Raw genomic sequence first — 14,726 nt, 5'->3', positions numbered from 1 at the left:
TTGGGAACAACCATGTTATCGACATCACAAACTAAAACCGCGCGGTTAACCAACCTGCGGTGGCATAGAGCATTGGGCTGGTGGACGGCGGCCGCAATTTTAATTTGGGGGTTGTCAGCCATCACCCACCCGCTGATGGCGTGGTTCGGCCCCAAGGCAGTTAGCTTCTTTCCGCCGTCAATGCAGATAAATAGTCAGCTTGTTGACACCATTCCACGTGTGCTGCGTGAGAATGCAGTGAACCAGGCACACGTTGCCAAAGTTATCGCCAGCGAAAACGGACCGCTATTACAGATCACCGAAGCGGCAGGGAAACCTCGCCGCTATTTTGATCTGAAGACACAACACGAGCTCACTGATTACGATCAGCAGCAGGCTCGTTGGCTGGCCAGTTACTACACCGGCCGGCCTCAGTCCGAGATTGATGCTGTAACCATGCAAACGGAGTTCAATCATCAATACCCCTGGGTTAACCGCCTACTGCCGGTTTACCGCATTGAATTCGCCGGCAGCGAACAATTAACGGCCTATATCCATACGGAAACCAACGCTCTGGCTTCACTCAGTAATCAAACCAAGCGTGTTTTGCAGGGTCTGTTTCAAGCGCTGCACAGCTGGGATTGGTTATCTGCCAGCACAGATTCAACCAAAGCAGGCGTCGAATGGATTCGAGTGATTCTAATAGCACTGTTTATGTGCTGCCTGGCAACGATGGCTATTACCGGATTATCGCTGCTAGCCCTGCTTAAACAACGCCGGATGCCGCAAGCCACTCGTTACTGGCACAGAATACTCGGCTACGCGCTGTGGTTACCGATTTTGGGTTGGTCCGCCAGTGGTTTTTATCATTTATTACAAAGCGCCTATATTGCACCAGGCGATGAACGTGTCATCGGTATTCAATTACCGCCAGTTATGGACTTGCGCTCTCTGGAATTAGCCAATGCAAGCAGTGACCCGTCAACAACACTGGAGCAGTTCGCTTTATCAAATACGCCCTTAAATGCAGTGAATGTAATTGCTGCTGATAACCAGATTTATTACCGTCTCAGCAAAGCAGTCACTGATAAAACTGTACCCTCTCGTCAACAGGTTTATCAGGGGCGGCCAAAAGAATCTGGGGCGATTTATCTGGATAGTGCGACCGGCAATAAGGCTACACTTACCGACCAACAGATGGCGCAATTTATGGCTGTGGGCCTGACAGGTTTGAACACTGAAGATATTGTGCAGGTTCTACAGATTAAACGCTTTGGCCCCGGTTACGATTTTCGTAACAAGCGTCTACCGGTTTGGCAGGTGGATTTTGCTAATGATGAGCAACACCGGATTTTTGTCGATCCCGCCAGTGGTGTTCTAGTGGATCAAAACCGGGCCATTGATCGCTATGAATCCTGGTCTTTCTCACTGTTACACAAATGGAATCATCTGACGCCACTGATGGGCCGCTTTAAACGCGACATCCTGATTGTTGCCACCTTGTTAGTCATCGGTATCTTTACGGTGTTTGGTGTCATGCAATTACGTCGTAGAAGCCGGCCAGTCAATCGCCAGCCTTCACCTCAGACGGTGAATCAATGGAACCCGCAAACCGATCAGGGAGAATAACAGCGCTTTAATACGCTCATGGCGTCATTGAGTGCGACAGTCTGTTCATGGCAGCCACCTCGATCAGGATGAACATCGCTTAACAATTGGCGATAACGACGCTTGATCGAGGGGTAATCGGTCTCTACCGGCAAATCAAATAAGGCCAAGGCCTGTATCTTGTCGGCATCATCAACCAGGCGTTCCCAAAAACTCGACAAAAGCTTATCGACATCATCCCGCCCGGTACCGCTAAGGTTTTCCAGGTTCAGGTAGTAGTCTCGCAATGGATCATGCAAGCCGGGTAGTTCTTCCGCGCCTGAGGTTTGAAATTCAGGTAACCACTGAATATTCAGCGGCTCGATCACCAAACTCCCCTGCCCCTGAAGATGCAGATAATCTCGTAGTTTATAAAGTGTATGAAACAACCAGAAGTGTTGCTGAAACAGCGTTAGGCTATCACTGATATTCGGTGTTTCCGCTTCACTCAGTGGTTCATAAATAGCTTGGAGTAAGTCGTACTCCTTTAGCCCCTGCGGGTGGGCCTGAATAATATCAAGCAGGCTGAGGCCGTCCAGGCCATGCTCATACGAACCTTCCATAACTAGCGGTATTTGGCCAAAATCGCATCAATATCGCCCGATGCCTGCATAGCGGCAATGGTTGCATTGATGTCTGCCATCAATTCACCGGCAGCGCTCTTGCGTGATAAAGCAATATGATAGCTGCCTTCATAGTAAGGTGTTTCAGCCGGTACTATTTGACGGTTAAAACGATTGCTCTGCAGAATATGATTGGCGGTCATTTCGATACAAAATACTGCATCAACTCGGCCCGCTGCCAGCAAATAAAAGCTTTGCTCTACACGGGTTACTTCTACCACGTTAAAGCCTCCGCGCTGGCGAGCATCCTCAAATGCAGCACCGTAATTGTGGCCTCGGGTGATACCGATGGTTAATCCGCGTAAGTCCTCATAGGTTTGCCACTCGAGTTTATGCGCTCGATCGGCTCGATAATACACCTGCCCCAGCTTTGCCATCACAGGATCACTAAAAGCCAGGTATTTTTCTCGTTCAGTGTTTTTACTTAGCATGGTGACGCCGTCAAAGTTGCCTTCATAGACATTCAACAACATGCGCTTTTGTGGATACAGGGAAATGTCGACTGCGATATCCAGTCTTGAAAAGATAGCCTGCATCAAATCAAAAGACAGGCCCGACTCTGCTTTGCCTAACTTTTGGTTGGTAAATGGCGGCCAGTCGGCTTCTTCTACCAGGTGAACTGCCTTAATACGCTCAGCATGCAACAAACCACTCCAAGTGCAGAGATAACACAGCACTATAAGAGAAAAAGCTTGCCTGACGTTATAAGCCATACTGCGTTTTGCCATAAGCATTTACGTTATCGATTGCGAACCCGTAAACGAGGTTCCGATACCGCAACAAATTCACCGTTATTATCCACGGCAATGGCCGTGGTAGAACCGTAAGGCCCCATGGTTTTAAGCTGATGCCCCTTGGATGCCAACGCCTGCTTGGTTTGTGCAGGCATTTTACCTTCTACAAATAAGCGATCAGGTTTCCACTGCTGATGGACTCGCGGCGTATCGATCGCGTCATAAAGCGGCTTACCCAGTGTCAGATGATTCACAATGGCTTGGACCACTTGCGTAATAATGGTTGGACCACCAGCGGCACCAACTGTCATCACCGGACGCTTATCTTTAACAATAATAGTCGGGCTCATGCTCGATAATGGGCGCTTGCCCGGTTGAATACTATTGGCTTCAGTGCCAACCAAACCATAGGCATTAGGTACTCCCGGCTGAGCAGAAAAATCATCCATCTGGTTATTCATGATCACACCGGTGCCAGGAATAATCACCTTACTGCCAAAGTTGGTGTTTACCGTGGTGGTAATAGCCACCCAGTTACCGGCTTTATCCGCCGCAGAAATATGGGTGGTATGCTTACCAAATAAATCAACATCGGCATTGGGTGGCTGATGGTGACTGGCAACGGCTGTGGCAGACTCCGTATTAATCATTCCCGCTAATTCTTTAGTATAGCCTGCGTCTGTTAAGCCTCTGGGCACTTTGGCAAAATCCGGATCACCTAACCAATGAGCACGATCAGCAAAAGCCAGCTTCATTGCTTCACCCAACAGATGGTAACGCTTGGCCTCATCCGCCTTATTCAAATCAAAATGGCTCAGCATCTGTAAAATTTGTGCAACATGAACCCCGCCAGAACTTGGAGGAGGAAAACCGTAGAGGGTATAGTCACCATATTGGCTTCTTACCGGCTCCCGTATGGCCAAATGGTAGTTAGCAAAATCTTCACGGCTGATAAGGCCTTGATTAGCCTGCATCCACTCAGCTGTGGTTTTGGCAAACTCACCGCGATAAAAATAAGCTGCGCCATCACGAGCTATACCACGGTAGGTTTCAGCCAGATCTTTTTGCACCAGTTTATGACCTGCGGGCCAGGCTTGGCCTTCTCCATTAAGTAGAACCTCAGCACTACCCGGATACTGTTGTAATGTTTTCACATGACGGGCAATACGCTTGGCATAAATCTTATCGATGGCAAAACCCTGTTCAGCTACATCCGCTGCTGGTAAAAGCAATTGGGAAAACTCGAGCTTACCGCCCTTTTTGGAGAGATATTCAAACGCCGCTACGGATCCGGGAATCCCCATGGCCAAGGCACCGGTTTTACTGAGGGATTTATCCACTTTACCGTCGCGCACATACATATCGCGGTGAGCTTTGGCCGGGGCCATTTCCCGAGCATCGATCGCTTCCACACGACCATCAGCCCAGTAAACCAATGCAAATAATCCACCACCAATACCGGAGTTATGGCCATCGACAACGCCAAGGGTTAAGGCCGCGGCAATCGCTGCATCAATAGCATTACCGCCTTGCTCAAGGGCATTTATTCCCGCCTGGGTTGCTACAGGATGAACGGTTGCCACTGCCCCCTGCTTATCATCACTTACCGCAGCATAATCAACTTCAGCCCATGCCGAGGTGGCAAAGACAAGAACCAGGGATACAAATAGAGACGCAAGATATGAACGGGCTGGGTGATGCACGGCTTAGCTCCTTAAAGCCAACAGAGGAATAGAACAGCAGAGTAACTGCTTTACCGGCCAAAACAAAGCCATCGCTGAGATTTCTGCCACAAATAGCAGGCAATAAAAAACCCGGTCTGGTTACCCAGACCGGGTTAGTATCCTGCAGGAAAGTCCTGTGAGAAGGATAAGCTTTACATCAAAGAACCACTCGCTTAAAACCAGTAACCGTCATGTCGCTGACCGGACAACTGCATAAATCCGCCCAGTTTACCCCGCGACACAACACGATGGTTCAAATACACCAACTTAACTAAACGCATATTGAGCTCCTTAAGGCCCCCCAAAGCTTCAAAACCGACAAGCTCAGAGACTCAAAAAATCAGGTAATTCGTGCCCGTACTGCATGCAAATCCGCTTAAAAATACACCCCAAAGCGGCAATAACGTATCAACAGACTACGGAGAGCGTTTGCCAAGCCTAAAATTCAGCGATAAAGCAAAAAATAGCTTAAATTCAATAGGTTAGAACAGAATTCATCACCTGTTGGCATCACGCGGCGCGCACTATAACAACAATCAAGACAGGACTCAATCAATATGCCTAATAATTAGGCGATATTACAAATTGTTCTTAATATTTCTAATTGCTATCAGGGGATTGGTGCTACAACCCCGCTTATGGGCGCGAAGAGCAGCTTTACCGGCTGGCTCCGGATTTATTTATCTTCACTCCGAGAAGCACCCTTCTTAAGAGCCTTAGCCTCAGCCCGACGTCGCTTAAAGAAAGCCTGAATCTGCCCAACAGCTTCCTCCTCACAAACGCCAGAGGTATATGTGACACGATGGTTCATATGCTCAGCATCAAACACCTGACCATTGCTCAACACTGCCCCAGCCTTAGGCTCAGGCGCAGCAAAGATCACCCGCGAGATACGCGCATGTACAATAGCCCCTGAGCACATGGTGCAGGGTTCGATGGTGATGTACATCTCACAGCCAGGCAGGCGGTAGTTCTGCAGTCGTTGAGCGGCCTGGCGCAAAGCCATAATTTCGGCATGAGCCGTCGGATCATGGCCACTGATAGGCTGATTCCAGCCTTCACCCACCACTTCGCCATCCTTAACAACAACGGCCCCTACAGGTACTTCTCCCAACGCTTCAGCCTTGGCGGCCAGCTTCAGGGCATGCTGCATCCAGTGTTGATCAGTGGTTGGAATGGTGTTGCTATCGCTCATAACAGTGAATGACCTAATGATCCGGAGCATAACAGCGGACGATAAAATCCGCGGTTACTTCAAATTGTTCAAACTGTTCGAGGCTTGCCTTTACTTCGCGTTTGCCGCGCCAGAATAACGGCGTCATCTGTAATAAAGACTGCACTTGCTCACGGGAGTTTAAATTCACCGTAAAATTAAGTGCCTCTTCATCAACCACCGAAAAGCCAGGCGGAATCTCCGGCACTTCATGGAGTTTTACTTCGTCGTATAGCTCTTGTTTTAACTCATACAAATGCCGTGGCCCTGGGTAAGCTATCAGTAGATAACCTTCGGGTTTTAATACCCTCTGTACTTCTTCGGCATCGCCAGGTGCAAACACCCGCATTACCATATCCAGTTCATTATCCTGCAGCGGTAAGTTAAAACCGCTGGCAACTACAAAGTTCTGTTCTGGGTACTGGCGGCTGGCCAGTTTTAAGGCATCGCGGGAAATATCGATGCCAGCAACTTCTGCAAACGGCGATACCAGCGTTAAAGCTCGGGCGACACTGGCACTGTAATAACCTTCACCACAGCCAACATCCAACAGTTTGAATGAAGAGCGATCATCGGCACAGCGACTGGCGATTCGGGTAAGGCATTCAGCCAGGGGTTGATAGTGCCCTGCCTGTAAAAACGCATGGCGTGCAGCAATCATTTCCCGGCTGTCTCCGGGTTGCTTACTGCGCTTTTGATTGGCCAGTAACAGGTTGTAATAGCCCTGCTTGGCGCGATCGAAGCGGTGATTATTGGGGCATGCGGCATCGCGCTCACCCAGGGTGATGGGCCCGTCACAGACCGGGCAGCGCCACCGCACTAGAAGTAGGCCTCGTCGGATGGCATTGGCCCAACGTAGCTAAATCTCGGGATAGTTTCGCCATCGATATCGACGGTCTCTTGGAACATTGCCAAGGGTCTAACCCACCAGCTGTAATCACCGTACAGACAGCGGTAAGCCACCAGCTGCTCTTCGGTTTCACTGTGACGCACCACATGGAAGACTTCGTAGTCTTTGCCTTTATAGTGGCGATATTTACCAGGTTTGATATCCACCTGCTTACCCCTTTGACTAGCGTTTACTCAGATATAAATAGCCCCGATCATGTTCGAGGCGGCGCAGAGTGTAACGTAAACCAGGGCTATTTTAAAAAGGACCTTTTGGGGCTAAAACGTCATCGTTAGCCAGATTAATGGCATTTTTAACACCAATTATGTGAAAAGCGCCTATTTTGGCTTCTATCCCCCGCTCTGAAGCCATAGAATGGCAACAGATGTGTTAACTGATGATAGATATACCATGCCCAGCGTGACCTTTGCCGTTCCCCCGAATCATCGATTGTCCAATCTTGGCGCCTTTCAGGATTTGCTGCATGTAGCCAATCGCCAGTGGCAGAAAACCTTTGGTAATCAGGATGTGCAGTTTGAATGGCATACTGCCAGTATTGACGGTAAGCCGGTAGAAGCGGCCACGGGGCTAAAAGTTGCCATGGATTCCAGCCTTAAAGAGGCTCCCGAGAGCAATATAATCGTTATCCCTGCCCTAACCTATACCACGCGAGCCCAGTGGGATAAGGACTTAACCGAACTCACAGAGCTGTTTCAGTGGCTATATGAACGCCGTGATACCGATCTCATTGTCAGCCACTGCACCGGCGTGTTTTCGCTGGCCGAATCCGGTTTGCTTGATAATCGCTCTGCAACAACAGCCTGGTGGTTAAAAGATCAATTTCGAGATCGCTACCCCTCCATTCAACTGGATATCGAGCAGCTGATTGTGGAAAGCGATAATATTCTGACCGGTGCTGCGGGTAATTCTGATCAACTGCTAGCGCTCAACATTATCAATCGCTATATGGGTCCGCAGATCACCGCACTGGTTTCAAAACTGCTGTTGGTTGATCTTAACCGCATGGAGCAGACGCCTTTCCTGACTTTGCAGCAACAACTGGAACACACGGACTCATTAGTAGCCGATGCGCAAACCTGGCTGCAAAATAACCTTAAGGAAAGTGCCGCTGTCAGTAACTTGCCAGAGGTACTAAAGGTGAGTGCCCGAACGCTGATCAGGCGTTTTAATAATGCCCTTGGCGAAACACCGAATCGCTATCTGCAAAACTTGCGCATTGACACAGCCAAGCGCCTGCTGGAGACCACGGATCAGTCCGTCGAGGTCATTATGTCCCAGGTAGGTTATACGGATTTAAGTTCGTTCAGCCGCCTGTTCCAGCGTAAAACAGGCCTTACTCCTCGGGCCTACCGCCACCGCTTCCATGTCTAGCACTGCCTCATAAATTTGTCCCATAAAAAAACCGAAGCCATGGCTTCGGTTTTTTTATACAGAAGAGTTCGATCAGTTATTTCACAGTGATCGTAATCTTCTTGGAAATAACCGGCTTGGAATGGGGGATATGGGCGTAATTACCCAGCACCAATTGCAAGGTATGCTTACCAGGTGCCAACTCAATGCTGGTTTCAGTCTGACCACCACCAAAATGACGCACCTGCTCGGAACTTGGTAACGGCAGACTCAGGTCTGGTAGAGTTTCCACATCGATAAGCAGATGGTGATGGCCCGTATTGTCGCGGTCCACACCAGCTGGCGCGACACCCATGCCCTTCAAACCGAATTTTACGGTTACCGGGCTGGTCACTTCCTGGCCATCGGTTGGCGCAACAAAGTATACCGTAGCATCTTCAGCAAAACTGGCTAAAGGCAGCATGACCAACAAAGCGGCAAGAATCTTAATGGATTTCATCATAGGGGGTTCCCTCCTCAACGGTTGATAGATTAAGCAAGACCGGCGGTATAATGGCTGAGTGACAGTTTTATTACAAGACAGCTCTGTAACTGCTAACAACTAACGACTGTCTGCTCGACAACCAAATCGAGGAAGCTATCACCATCGATGGGTTTGCTTAACCAGTAGCCCTGAATAGCATCACAGCCGATAGCAGTTAACAGATCCTGCTGGGCTTGATTCTCTACGCCTTCGGCAACCACTTTTAAGCCCAGGTTATGCCCCAGCTGTACGATAGTTCTGATCAGGGTATGATCGTCCTCATTGTTTTCCATATCACCAACAAAACTGCGATCAATTTTTAAACTGTCGAAGGGAAAACGCTTAAGATAGCTCAGCGAGGAATAGCCCACACCGAAATCATCAATCGCCAAACTCACACCCAGCTCGCGCAGGCTATTTAATAAAGATTGTGCTTTATCATAGCTGTCCATCAGCAGGGTTTCTGTCACCTCGACACATAATGCAGAAGCAGGCAGTCTGAACTCTTTCAGCGCCCCACTGATCGTGGTCAGTAGAGAATCCGAACGCAATTGTCTTGGTGAAACGTTTATGGAAACCACAACATCTTCAACACCCGCTTCGCGCCACTGACGACAACTGCGCAATGCTTCCCGAACCACCCAATCACCAAGATCATCAATTAAGCCAATCTCTTCGGCCAACGGAATAAATTCAGAGGGGGATACATCGCCTAACTCGTGGCTATACCAACGACATAGCGCCTCTGCACCAAATAAACGACCATCTGCAAGAAACTTTTGTGGCTGGTAATGCAGTCGAAGTTCACCACGCTGCAGAGCATGACGCAAGCCAATTTCCAGCTGCATACGCCGTGCACTGTGACGGTAAATATCGCTGGAGAAAACGCTGTAGGTATTTTTTCCCTTTGACTTGGCGTGATACATCGCCGCATCCGCATTGCGCAACAACACTTCTGAAGTATCGCCATCATCTGGCGAGGTTACTATGCCAATACTGGCGCCGAGGTGCATGATACGGCCGCTGATTTCAAACGGATGAGAAAGTACTTTCAAGATGCGCTCTGCGGTTAACTCCGCATCGGAATTTGATTCCAATACCACCAGAAACTCATCACCACCCAAACGCGCAAGCAAATCGGCTTCTCTGATAGTGGACTGCAGGCGTTTGCCAACCCGTTGCAACAAGCCATCGCCGACAATATGACCGAGGGAATCGTTGACGTATTTAAAGCCATCAAGGTCAATAAACAGCAAGGACACCGCCTGCTGTTTTTTAAGCAGCTCTTCGAGCTCCTCCTGTACTTTACGTCGATTGGCTAAACCGGTTAAACCATCGTGATAAGCCTGATGGCGCAACATGGCATCTTGGCGTTTTTTCTCCGTAATATCTTCCTGTACACAGAGATAACTGATGACTTCGCCGTTACTGTTTCGCACCGGGGTAATAACAGTTTGTGCCCAGTAATGCTCACCATTGCAACGTTTGTTTTCTGTTTCGCCTCGCCATTCCTGGCCTGACAAGAGTTTACGCCACAGCCCCCAGTACAAGACTCGAGGGGTATTAGCCGTATTTAAAATGGTTCCTGGCTGGCCAAGCACTTCTTCACGACTGTAGCCGGTGCATTCTTCAAAGGCAGGATTACAATCAACAATACGCGCACGGCGATCCAGGGTGTAAACAATACTTGAACTTTCAAATACAGCATGAGCCAAGGTTCGCAACTGTTCTTCGTCACGTTTTTGCTCGCTGATATCCTGAATCACGCCAACAACACGGCGATAAGCACCCTGCTCATCCAATTCAGTTTCCGCACTTTCCAGTAACCACTTTATCCGGCCGTGGCTATCAGTAATGCGGTATTCCAGGGTATAACTGCCGATAGATTCAAGATTATTCCAGTGATAGGCCACTTTTTCCTGATCTTCTGGGTGAACCTGATCAAACATCAATTTAAGATCAGGTTCTTGCCCCTCGGCCAGGCCCCACACCTCAAAGGTTTCTGGTGACCAACGTGGTTTAGTGCCTCGCCCTGGATAGTTTAACCAGGTACCAACTTTAGCAAGTCGATAAGCCTGAGTAAGTGCCGAGGTTTGATCGTTAAAACGCTTACCGCCAAGATAATGACTTAAGACGGGAGCAATTAAAGTCGAGGCACTATCAAGAACCTGGGCCACTACCTCAACGGGAACCAATTCCTGACCGTGAAACGCACACAGTAATCCCATCGGTTTGCCCTGAACATCATCCAGGCGATAACCCATATAGGTTTCGGCTTCCATCAGTTTGCTGACGTCAGCATAGTGGCGTGGCATATCCCGCAAAACGATATAGCTGCCTTGCTCCAGGGTTTTCTCACAGGGCGTACCATGAATGTCGAGCGCATAGACGGGTTGCTTTACCCCGCGCTGATAAAACGACAACACATCCATTTTGCTGCCTTCAACACCGCTGATCATAACGCTATCAATACCCAGCGTTTGCTGCAGTGTTTGGACAAAGTGGTCGAGTTCGTATTCCGGTTGATTTACCGCTTGATCCCCATGAACGGCAAGGCGATCGCGCATATAATTAACAACGCCACTGCCCCCCAGATCTATCGCAGAAGTTAAATAGCCCTTGTATTGACCTTCACTGTCAAACAGTGGCTGACCGACTACCCTGGCAACCGATGGCGCACGATGCTTAAAGCTAAACAGAAACTGATCGTTTTGGTAATGCTTGTGATCTTGTAATGCCTGAAGGTAGTCACAGACAACGGGGATGCGGGTATCAAAGAATTCAAGTTGATCCAAGGTCTGACCTAAAGGTACAGGCCCAAGAGAATAGGTTTTCTGAACGCTTGCCGTCGCATAGACAATGCGACCATCGAGTCCCACTATCCAGACAGCATCAACCGACTGTTCTAGGAGACTGAGTGTGGACCTATCAATAGGCAAATCCAGATCGTGCTGGAGTGCCTGAATAGACGTCGAAGTACTGCTCATCAGGGTTATAGGCTAAGCCACTTATCGTTATTATCCCGAAACTTCTCAAGGAGCAGTGTATGTAATCGCCCTGGAGACACCTCGCTTTTCACTGAGTGTACAAGATTGCAGGTGTCAGTAAAAGCCACATGTTACGCTAATATAACAGTGACTGAATAGCCACAAAAAAAGTATAGATATCAGCAAGTTAAGAACTTTTGCGTATATCTTTTTAGCGTTTGATCATGTGAACGGTTTGCTCCATATCCGCCTCACTGGGATCGAGTAATTTAAACCGATTCCAGGCCACGCGAACTGTGTCATTGTGGTGCAGCCGCACCATTCCAGTGACCGCCTCTTCGTTTACAAAGGTGCCGTTGGTGCTGTTTAGATCCTCAATATAAATTTCCTGATACTCGGGAAAGTGCTCGTTTTGCTTGAGTCGAATACAAGCGTGCTGCCCACTTACCGATGCATCTTCAATTTGAATATCACTGCTGGGGTGGCGCCCCACCGAGATCTCATTTTTAGAAAGCTCAAATTTGTGAACCACTACATCGTCAATTAACTGGGCCAAAATAGCCATAGGCGTTCTCCCCTTAAGTTATGCCCATAGATTATTGCCTCAACCTACCAACTGCTCGGCAAAATCTTTCTGCAAGCTTTTGCGAATCGCTTCGGCCATTTCTTTGGCACTTTCAAAGCGTTTAGCCGGATCTTTTTGCATCGCTTTGTTAATGATGCGTGTAGCACTGGCCGGCAGATCCTTACGACACTTACGTACACTTTTAAAATCTTTATGAATAATATTGTATGTCAGGCTCGCCAGGTTATCGCCCGTAAAGGGTAATACCCCGCTCAACAATTGATAAAAGGTAACACCCAAACTGTAAATATCCGTCGATCGGTCCACAGCCTGACCTTTTAATTGCTCAGGTGACATATACAGTGGGCTACCCAGAATATCCCCCGTTCGCGTACGGGATTCATCGGTAATATGTGCAATACCAAAATCGGTAACTGTCACTTTATCCGCTTGTGTATTAAACAGCATATTGGAAGGTTTAATATCGCGATGCACCACATCATTCTGGTGTGCATAATCCAGGGCCTCGGCAACATCGGCCATATAACGATAGACCTGCACAGGTTCAAGCAATTGCCCCGACTGAGAAAAATCACTTAACGGCCTGCCATCAATAAAATCCATCGCTATAAATGCCAGATCATGCTCTTCGCCGACATCAAAAATGGTTACGATATTGGGATGACTTAACCGCCCCGCGGCTTCGGCCTCCCGAAAAAAGCGCGCTTTAACATCAGCCAATTGATCTGGAGCGAAATTATCGTAGCTTAGGGTTTTAATCGCCACACGGCGGGTAATCTTAGGATCAAGGCCAAGGTAAACCACACCCATAGCGCCCCGCCCCAACTCCCGCTCAATTTCATAACGCCCCAATACCGGTTTATTAACCTTACTGTTTTCCAGCACCAAGGTTTTGGCAATGTCTGGCTGGCTTTGCTGCAGTGACACACTTTGCACTGGTTGCTGCATGGCTTCCAGGTTCTGTAAACGCTCTACGACATCGCGAAAGTTGCGCTTTCGCTGTAGCAGCGCACGATACGTGAGAATAGCTGCATCAAACTGACGCTTGCGCTCCTGCTGAGCACCAATATCGTAGAGAATCGCCAGCACCTCTTTTGCCGTATCAGTATCACGCAAAACCTCCTGAGCATCCTCGTAGCGAGCTTCGCGGCAAAGCTGACGCGCCAACGCTACAGACGATTGATTGGCGCGTAATTGCCACTGCCATTGACGCTGATGCTGGTACTGCCACAACGCCATAACCGCATGACCAATAACCAGCAACCCCATCACGCTACCCATTGGCAGCCACTGCCACTGAATAATCTGCCAGCCCAACTGCACCACAGCCAATACGACCAACCACAAACAGGTTGCCAGCAGCGCTGTAGCCGTTCGCATACGGGGAATCAATACACATAAATAAAGAGCGGCAAGCAATGCCAGTAATTTAATTAAGCCCCAATGCCAAAATGGCGTAATGTAAAAAGCTCGGTGCTCTAAACTGATTAATGTCGCGGCCATACGGCGCAACTGATTTTCATCATCACCTATAATGATAATTTCAGCTTTCCCTAAATCACTCATTACATCTGCCGTAACAGCATGATCAACACCAAGCCGTTTCAGTGAAAGCGCTTGAATAGCTGGTGTATTTACATTAAATGCTGGTGCAAGATAACCGTCCAAAGACAACGGAATCGATGTACTGGCCAATCTTAGATCACCACCTAGCTGCCAGACCGCATCTGGCGCTGCTACGTATTGCCGGTAAAGAGAAAGCACAAAGTCAGAATAGAGATTCGTCCCCTGCCGCCATAATAATGGCTGATCCTGCCTCCCAGGCTCTTGACCTAACACAGGGACAGATACCAACTCACCAGCGGGATAGAAGCCCAGTGATTTCAAGGCGGGCTGTAAAGGATCGGGTAACCAGGCTAGATAATCTTGAATCATATTGGTTTCAAGCTGAATGCGATCTTCCTCGCTCAAGGCCTGGGCAATGCCTTGTCGACTGCCAACAATAACCGTATCACGCTTTAAAAACTCAACGACCTGCTGCTTAGATGAAAGTAACGCCTGGGCTTGCGCATTGTCCGTTTGATCAACCAGTACCTGCTCTGCCGCTGTCGCATGCACCAAGGGCAAGTCATCAATTATCAAGCCAGTAACCGGTTTTTTCGAAGCAGCAGAAAGTTGTTGCAAGAGTTGTTGCAGAGCTGTTTCCCGTGCCGGATCCTGCTGCAAGGTTTGAATATCTTCCGGGCTAACGGCGAGCAACTTTATATTCAATTGCGGCGCCGGTAATACACTCAGTCGAACACCGAGTGAATATAAATATGGGTCAAGAACTGAGAGAAGCTGCAGTGGTTTGGGTAAAGTCGGCAGCAATACCAGCGCAGTAGCAACCAAGGCTACCAGCACTCGCCAGTTAATCCAGGAGATCAACCTATTTGCCATTCTCACCCACC

At 48.7% G+C, this 14,726-nt stretch carries 12 protein-coding genes; 2 read left to right on the top strand and 10 right to left on the bottom strand.

Going from position 1 to position 14,726, the window contains the following annotated elements; all coding sequences use genetic code 11:
- The first annotated feature begins 12 nt into the window (after positions 1–12).
- Entirely contained in the window at positions 13–1,608 is a 1,596-nt protein-coding gene (locus ACGHZ6_RS10415) for a hypothetical protein (protein WP_390618787.1), read from the top strand.
- On the opposite strand, the gene ACGHZ6_RS10410 is transcribed toward ACGHZ6_RS10415, so the two are convergent.
- The 6 genes from ACGHZ6_RS10410 to ACGHZ6_RS10385 all read right to left on the bottom strand — a co-directional run bounded on the left by ACGHZ6_RS10410 (position 1,596) and on the right by ACGHZ6_RS10385 (position 6,976).
- On the bottom strand, positions 1,596–2,189 hold the full coding sequence (locus ACGHZ6_RS10410; RefSeq protein WP_390618786.1) for a DNA-J related domain-containing protein: 594 nt from the start codon (positions 2,187–2,189) through the stop codon (positions 1,596–1,598). The genes ACGHZ6_RS10415 and ACGHZ6_RS10410 overlap by 13 nt on opposite strands.
- 2 nt (positions 2,190–2,191) lie before the next feature.
- Positions 2,192–2,977 carry a substrate-binding periplasmic protein gene (locus tag ACGHZ6_RS10405; protein WP_390618785.1) on the bottom strand — a complete coding sequence of 262 codons (786 nt, stop codon included), beginning with the start codon at positions 2,975–2,977 and terminating at the stop codon, positions 2,192–2,194.
- An 11-nt stretch (positions 2,978–2,988) separates the two neighbouring features.
- Complete coding sequence (gene ggt / locus ACGHZ6_RS10400; RefSeq protein WP_390618784.1) at positions 2,989–4,686, bottom strand: gamma-glutamyltransferase; 1,698 nt, start codon at positions 4,684–4,686, stop codon at positions 2,989–2,991.
- Positions 4,687–5,383: 697 nt separating this feature from the next.
- A complete protein-coding gene (gene tadA, locus ACGHZ6_RS10395) occupies positions 5,384–5,902 on the bottom strand; it encodes a tRNA adenosine(34) deaminase TadA (protein WP_390618783.1) in 519 nt (172 codons plus the stop codon).
- Positions 5,903–5,915: 13 nt separating this feature from the next.
- Complete coding sequence (locus ACGHZ6_RS10390) at positions 5,916–6,740, bottom strand: putative RNA methyltransferase (RefSeq protein WP_390618782.1); 825 nt, start codon at positions 6,738–6,740, stop codon at positions 5,916–5,918.
- Positions 6,740–6,976: a DUF1653 domain-containing protein gene (locus tag ACGHZ6_RS10385; RefSeq protein ID WP_390618781.1), complete on the bottom strand. Its 237-nt coding sequence runs from the start codon at positions 6,974–6,976 to the stop codon at positions 6,740–6,742. Before ACGHZ6_RS10385 ends, ACGHZ6_RS10390 begins: the two co-directional genes overlap by 1 nt.
- A gap of 208 nt (positions 6,977–7,184) precedes the next feature.
- Between ACGHZ6_RS10385 and ACGHZ6_RS10380 the strand changes: the two genes are divergently transcribed.
- The gene (locus tag ACGHZ6_RS10380) at positions 7,185–8,201 is read left to right on the top strand and encodes a GlxA family transcriptional regulator (protein WP_390618780.1); all 1,017 of its coding nucleotides are present in this window, start codon (positions 7,185–7,187) and stop codon (positions 8,199–8,201) included.
- A 76-nt stretch (positions 8,202–8,277) separates the two neighbouring features.
- On the opposite strand, the gene ACGHZ6_RS10375 is transcribed toward ACGHZ6_RS10380, so the two are convergent.
- From ACGHZ6_RS10375 to ACGHZ6_RS10360, 4 genes are all read right to left on the bottom strand, one after another.
- Positions 8,278–8,682 carry a DUF4399 domain-containing protein gene (locus ACGHZ6_RS10375; protein WP_390618779.1) on the bottom strand — a complete coding sequence of 135 codons (405 nt, stop codon included), beginning with the start codon at positions 8,680–8,682 and terminating at the stop codon, positions 8,278–8,280.
- 92 nt (positions 8,683–8,774) lie between these two features.
- Positions 8,775–11,690 (bottom strand): EAL domain-containing protein, encoded by a 2,916-nt coding sequence (locus tag ACGHZ6_RS10370; protein ID WP_390618778.1) that lies wholly within the window; start codon positions 11,688–11,690, stop codon positions 8,775–8,777.
- Between the two features lie 211 nt (positions 11,691–11,901).
- The gene (locus tag ACGHZ6_RS10365; RefSeq protein ID WP_390618777.1) at positions 11,902–12,255 is read right to left on the bottom strand and encodes an FHA domain-containing protein; all 354 of its coding nucleotides are present in this window, start codon (positions 12,253–12,255) and stop codon (positions 11,902–11,904) included.
- 39 nt (positions 12,256–12,294) lie between these two features.
- Entirely contained in the window at positions 12,295–14,715 is a 2,421-nt protein-coding gene (locus ACGHZ6_RS10360) for a protein kinase domain-containing protein (protein ID WP_390618776.1), read from the bottom strand.
- Between the last annotated feature and the right edge of the window lie 11 nt (positions 14,716–14,726).

It is taken from the genome of Maricurvus nonylphenolicus (genome assembly GCF_042854845.1).
Lineage (GTDB): Bacteria > Pseudomonadota > Gammaproteobacteria > Pseudomonadales > Cellvibrionaceae > Maricurvus > Maricurvus nonylphenolicus.
The sequence above is the reverse complement of the archived record's forward strand: the minus strand, read 5'-3'. Positions and strand labels throughout refer to the sequence as shown.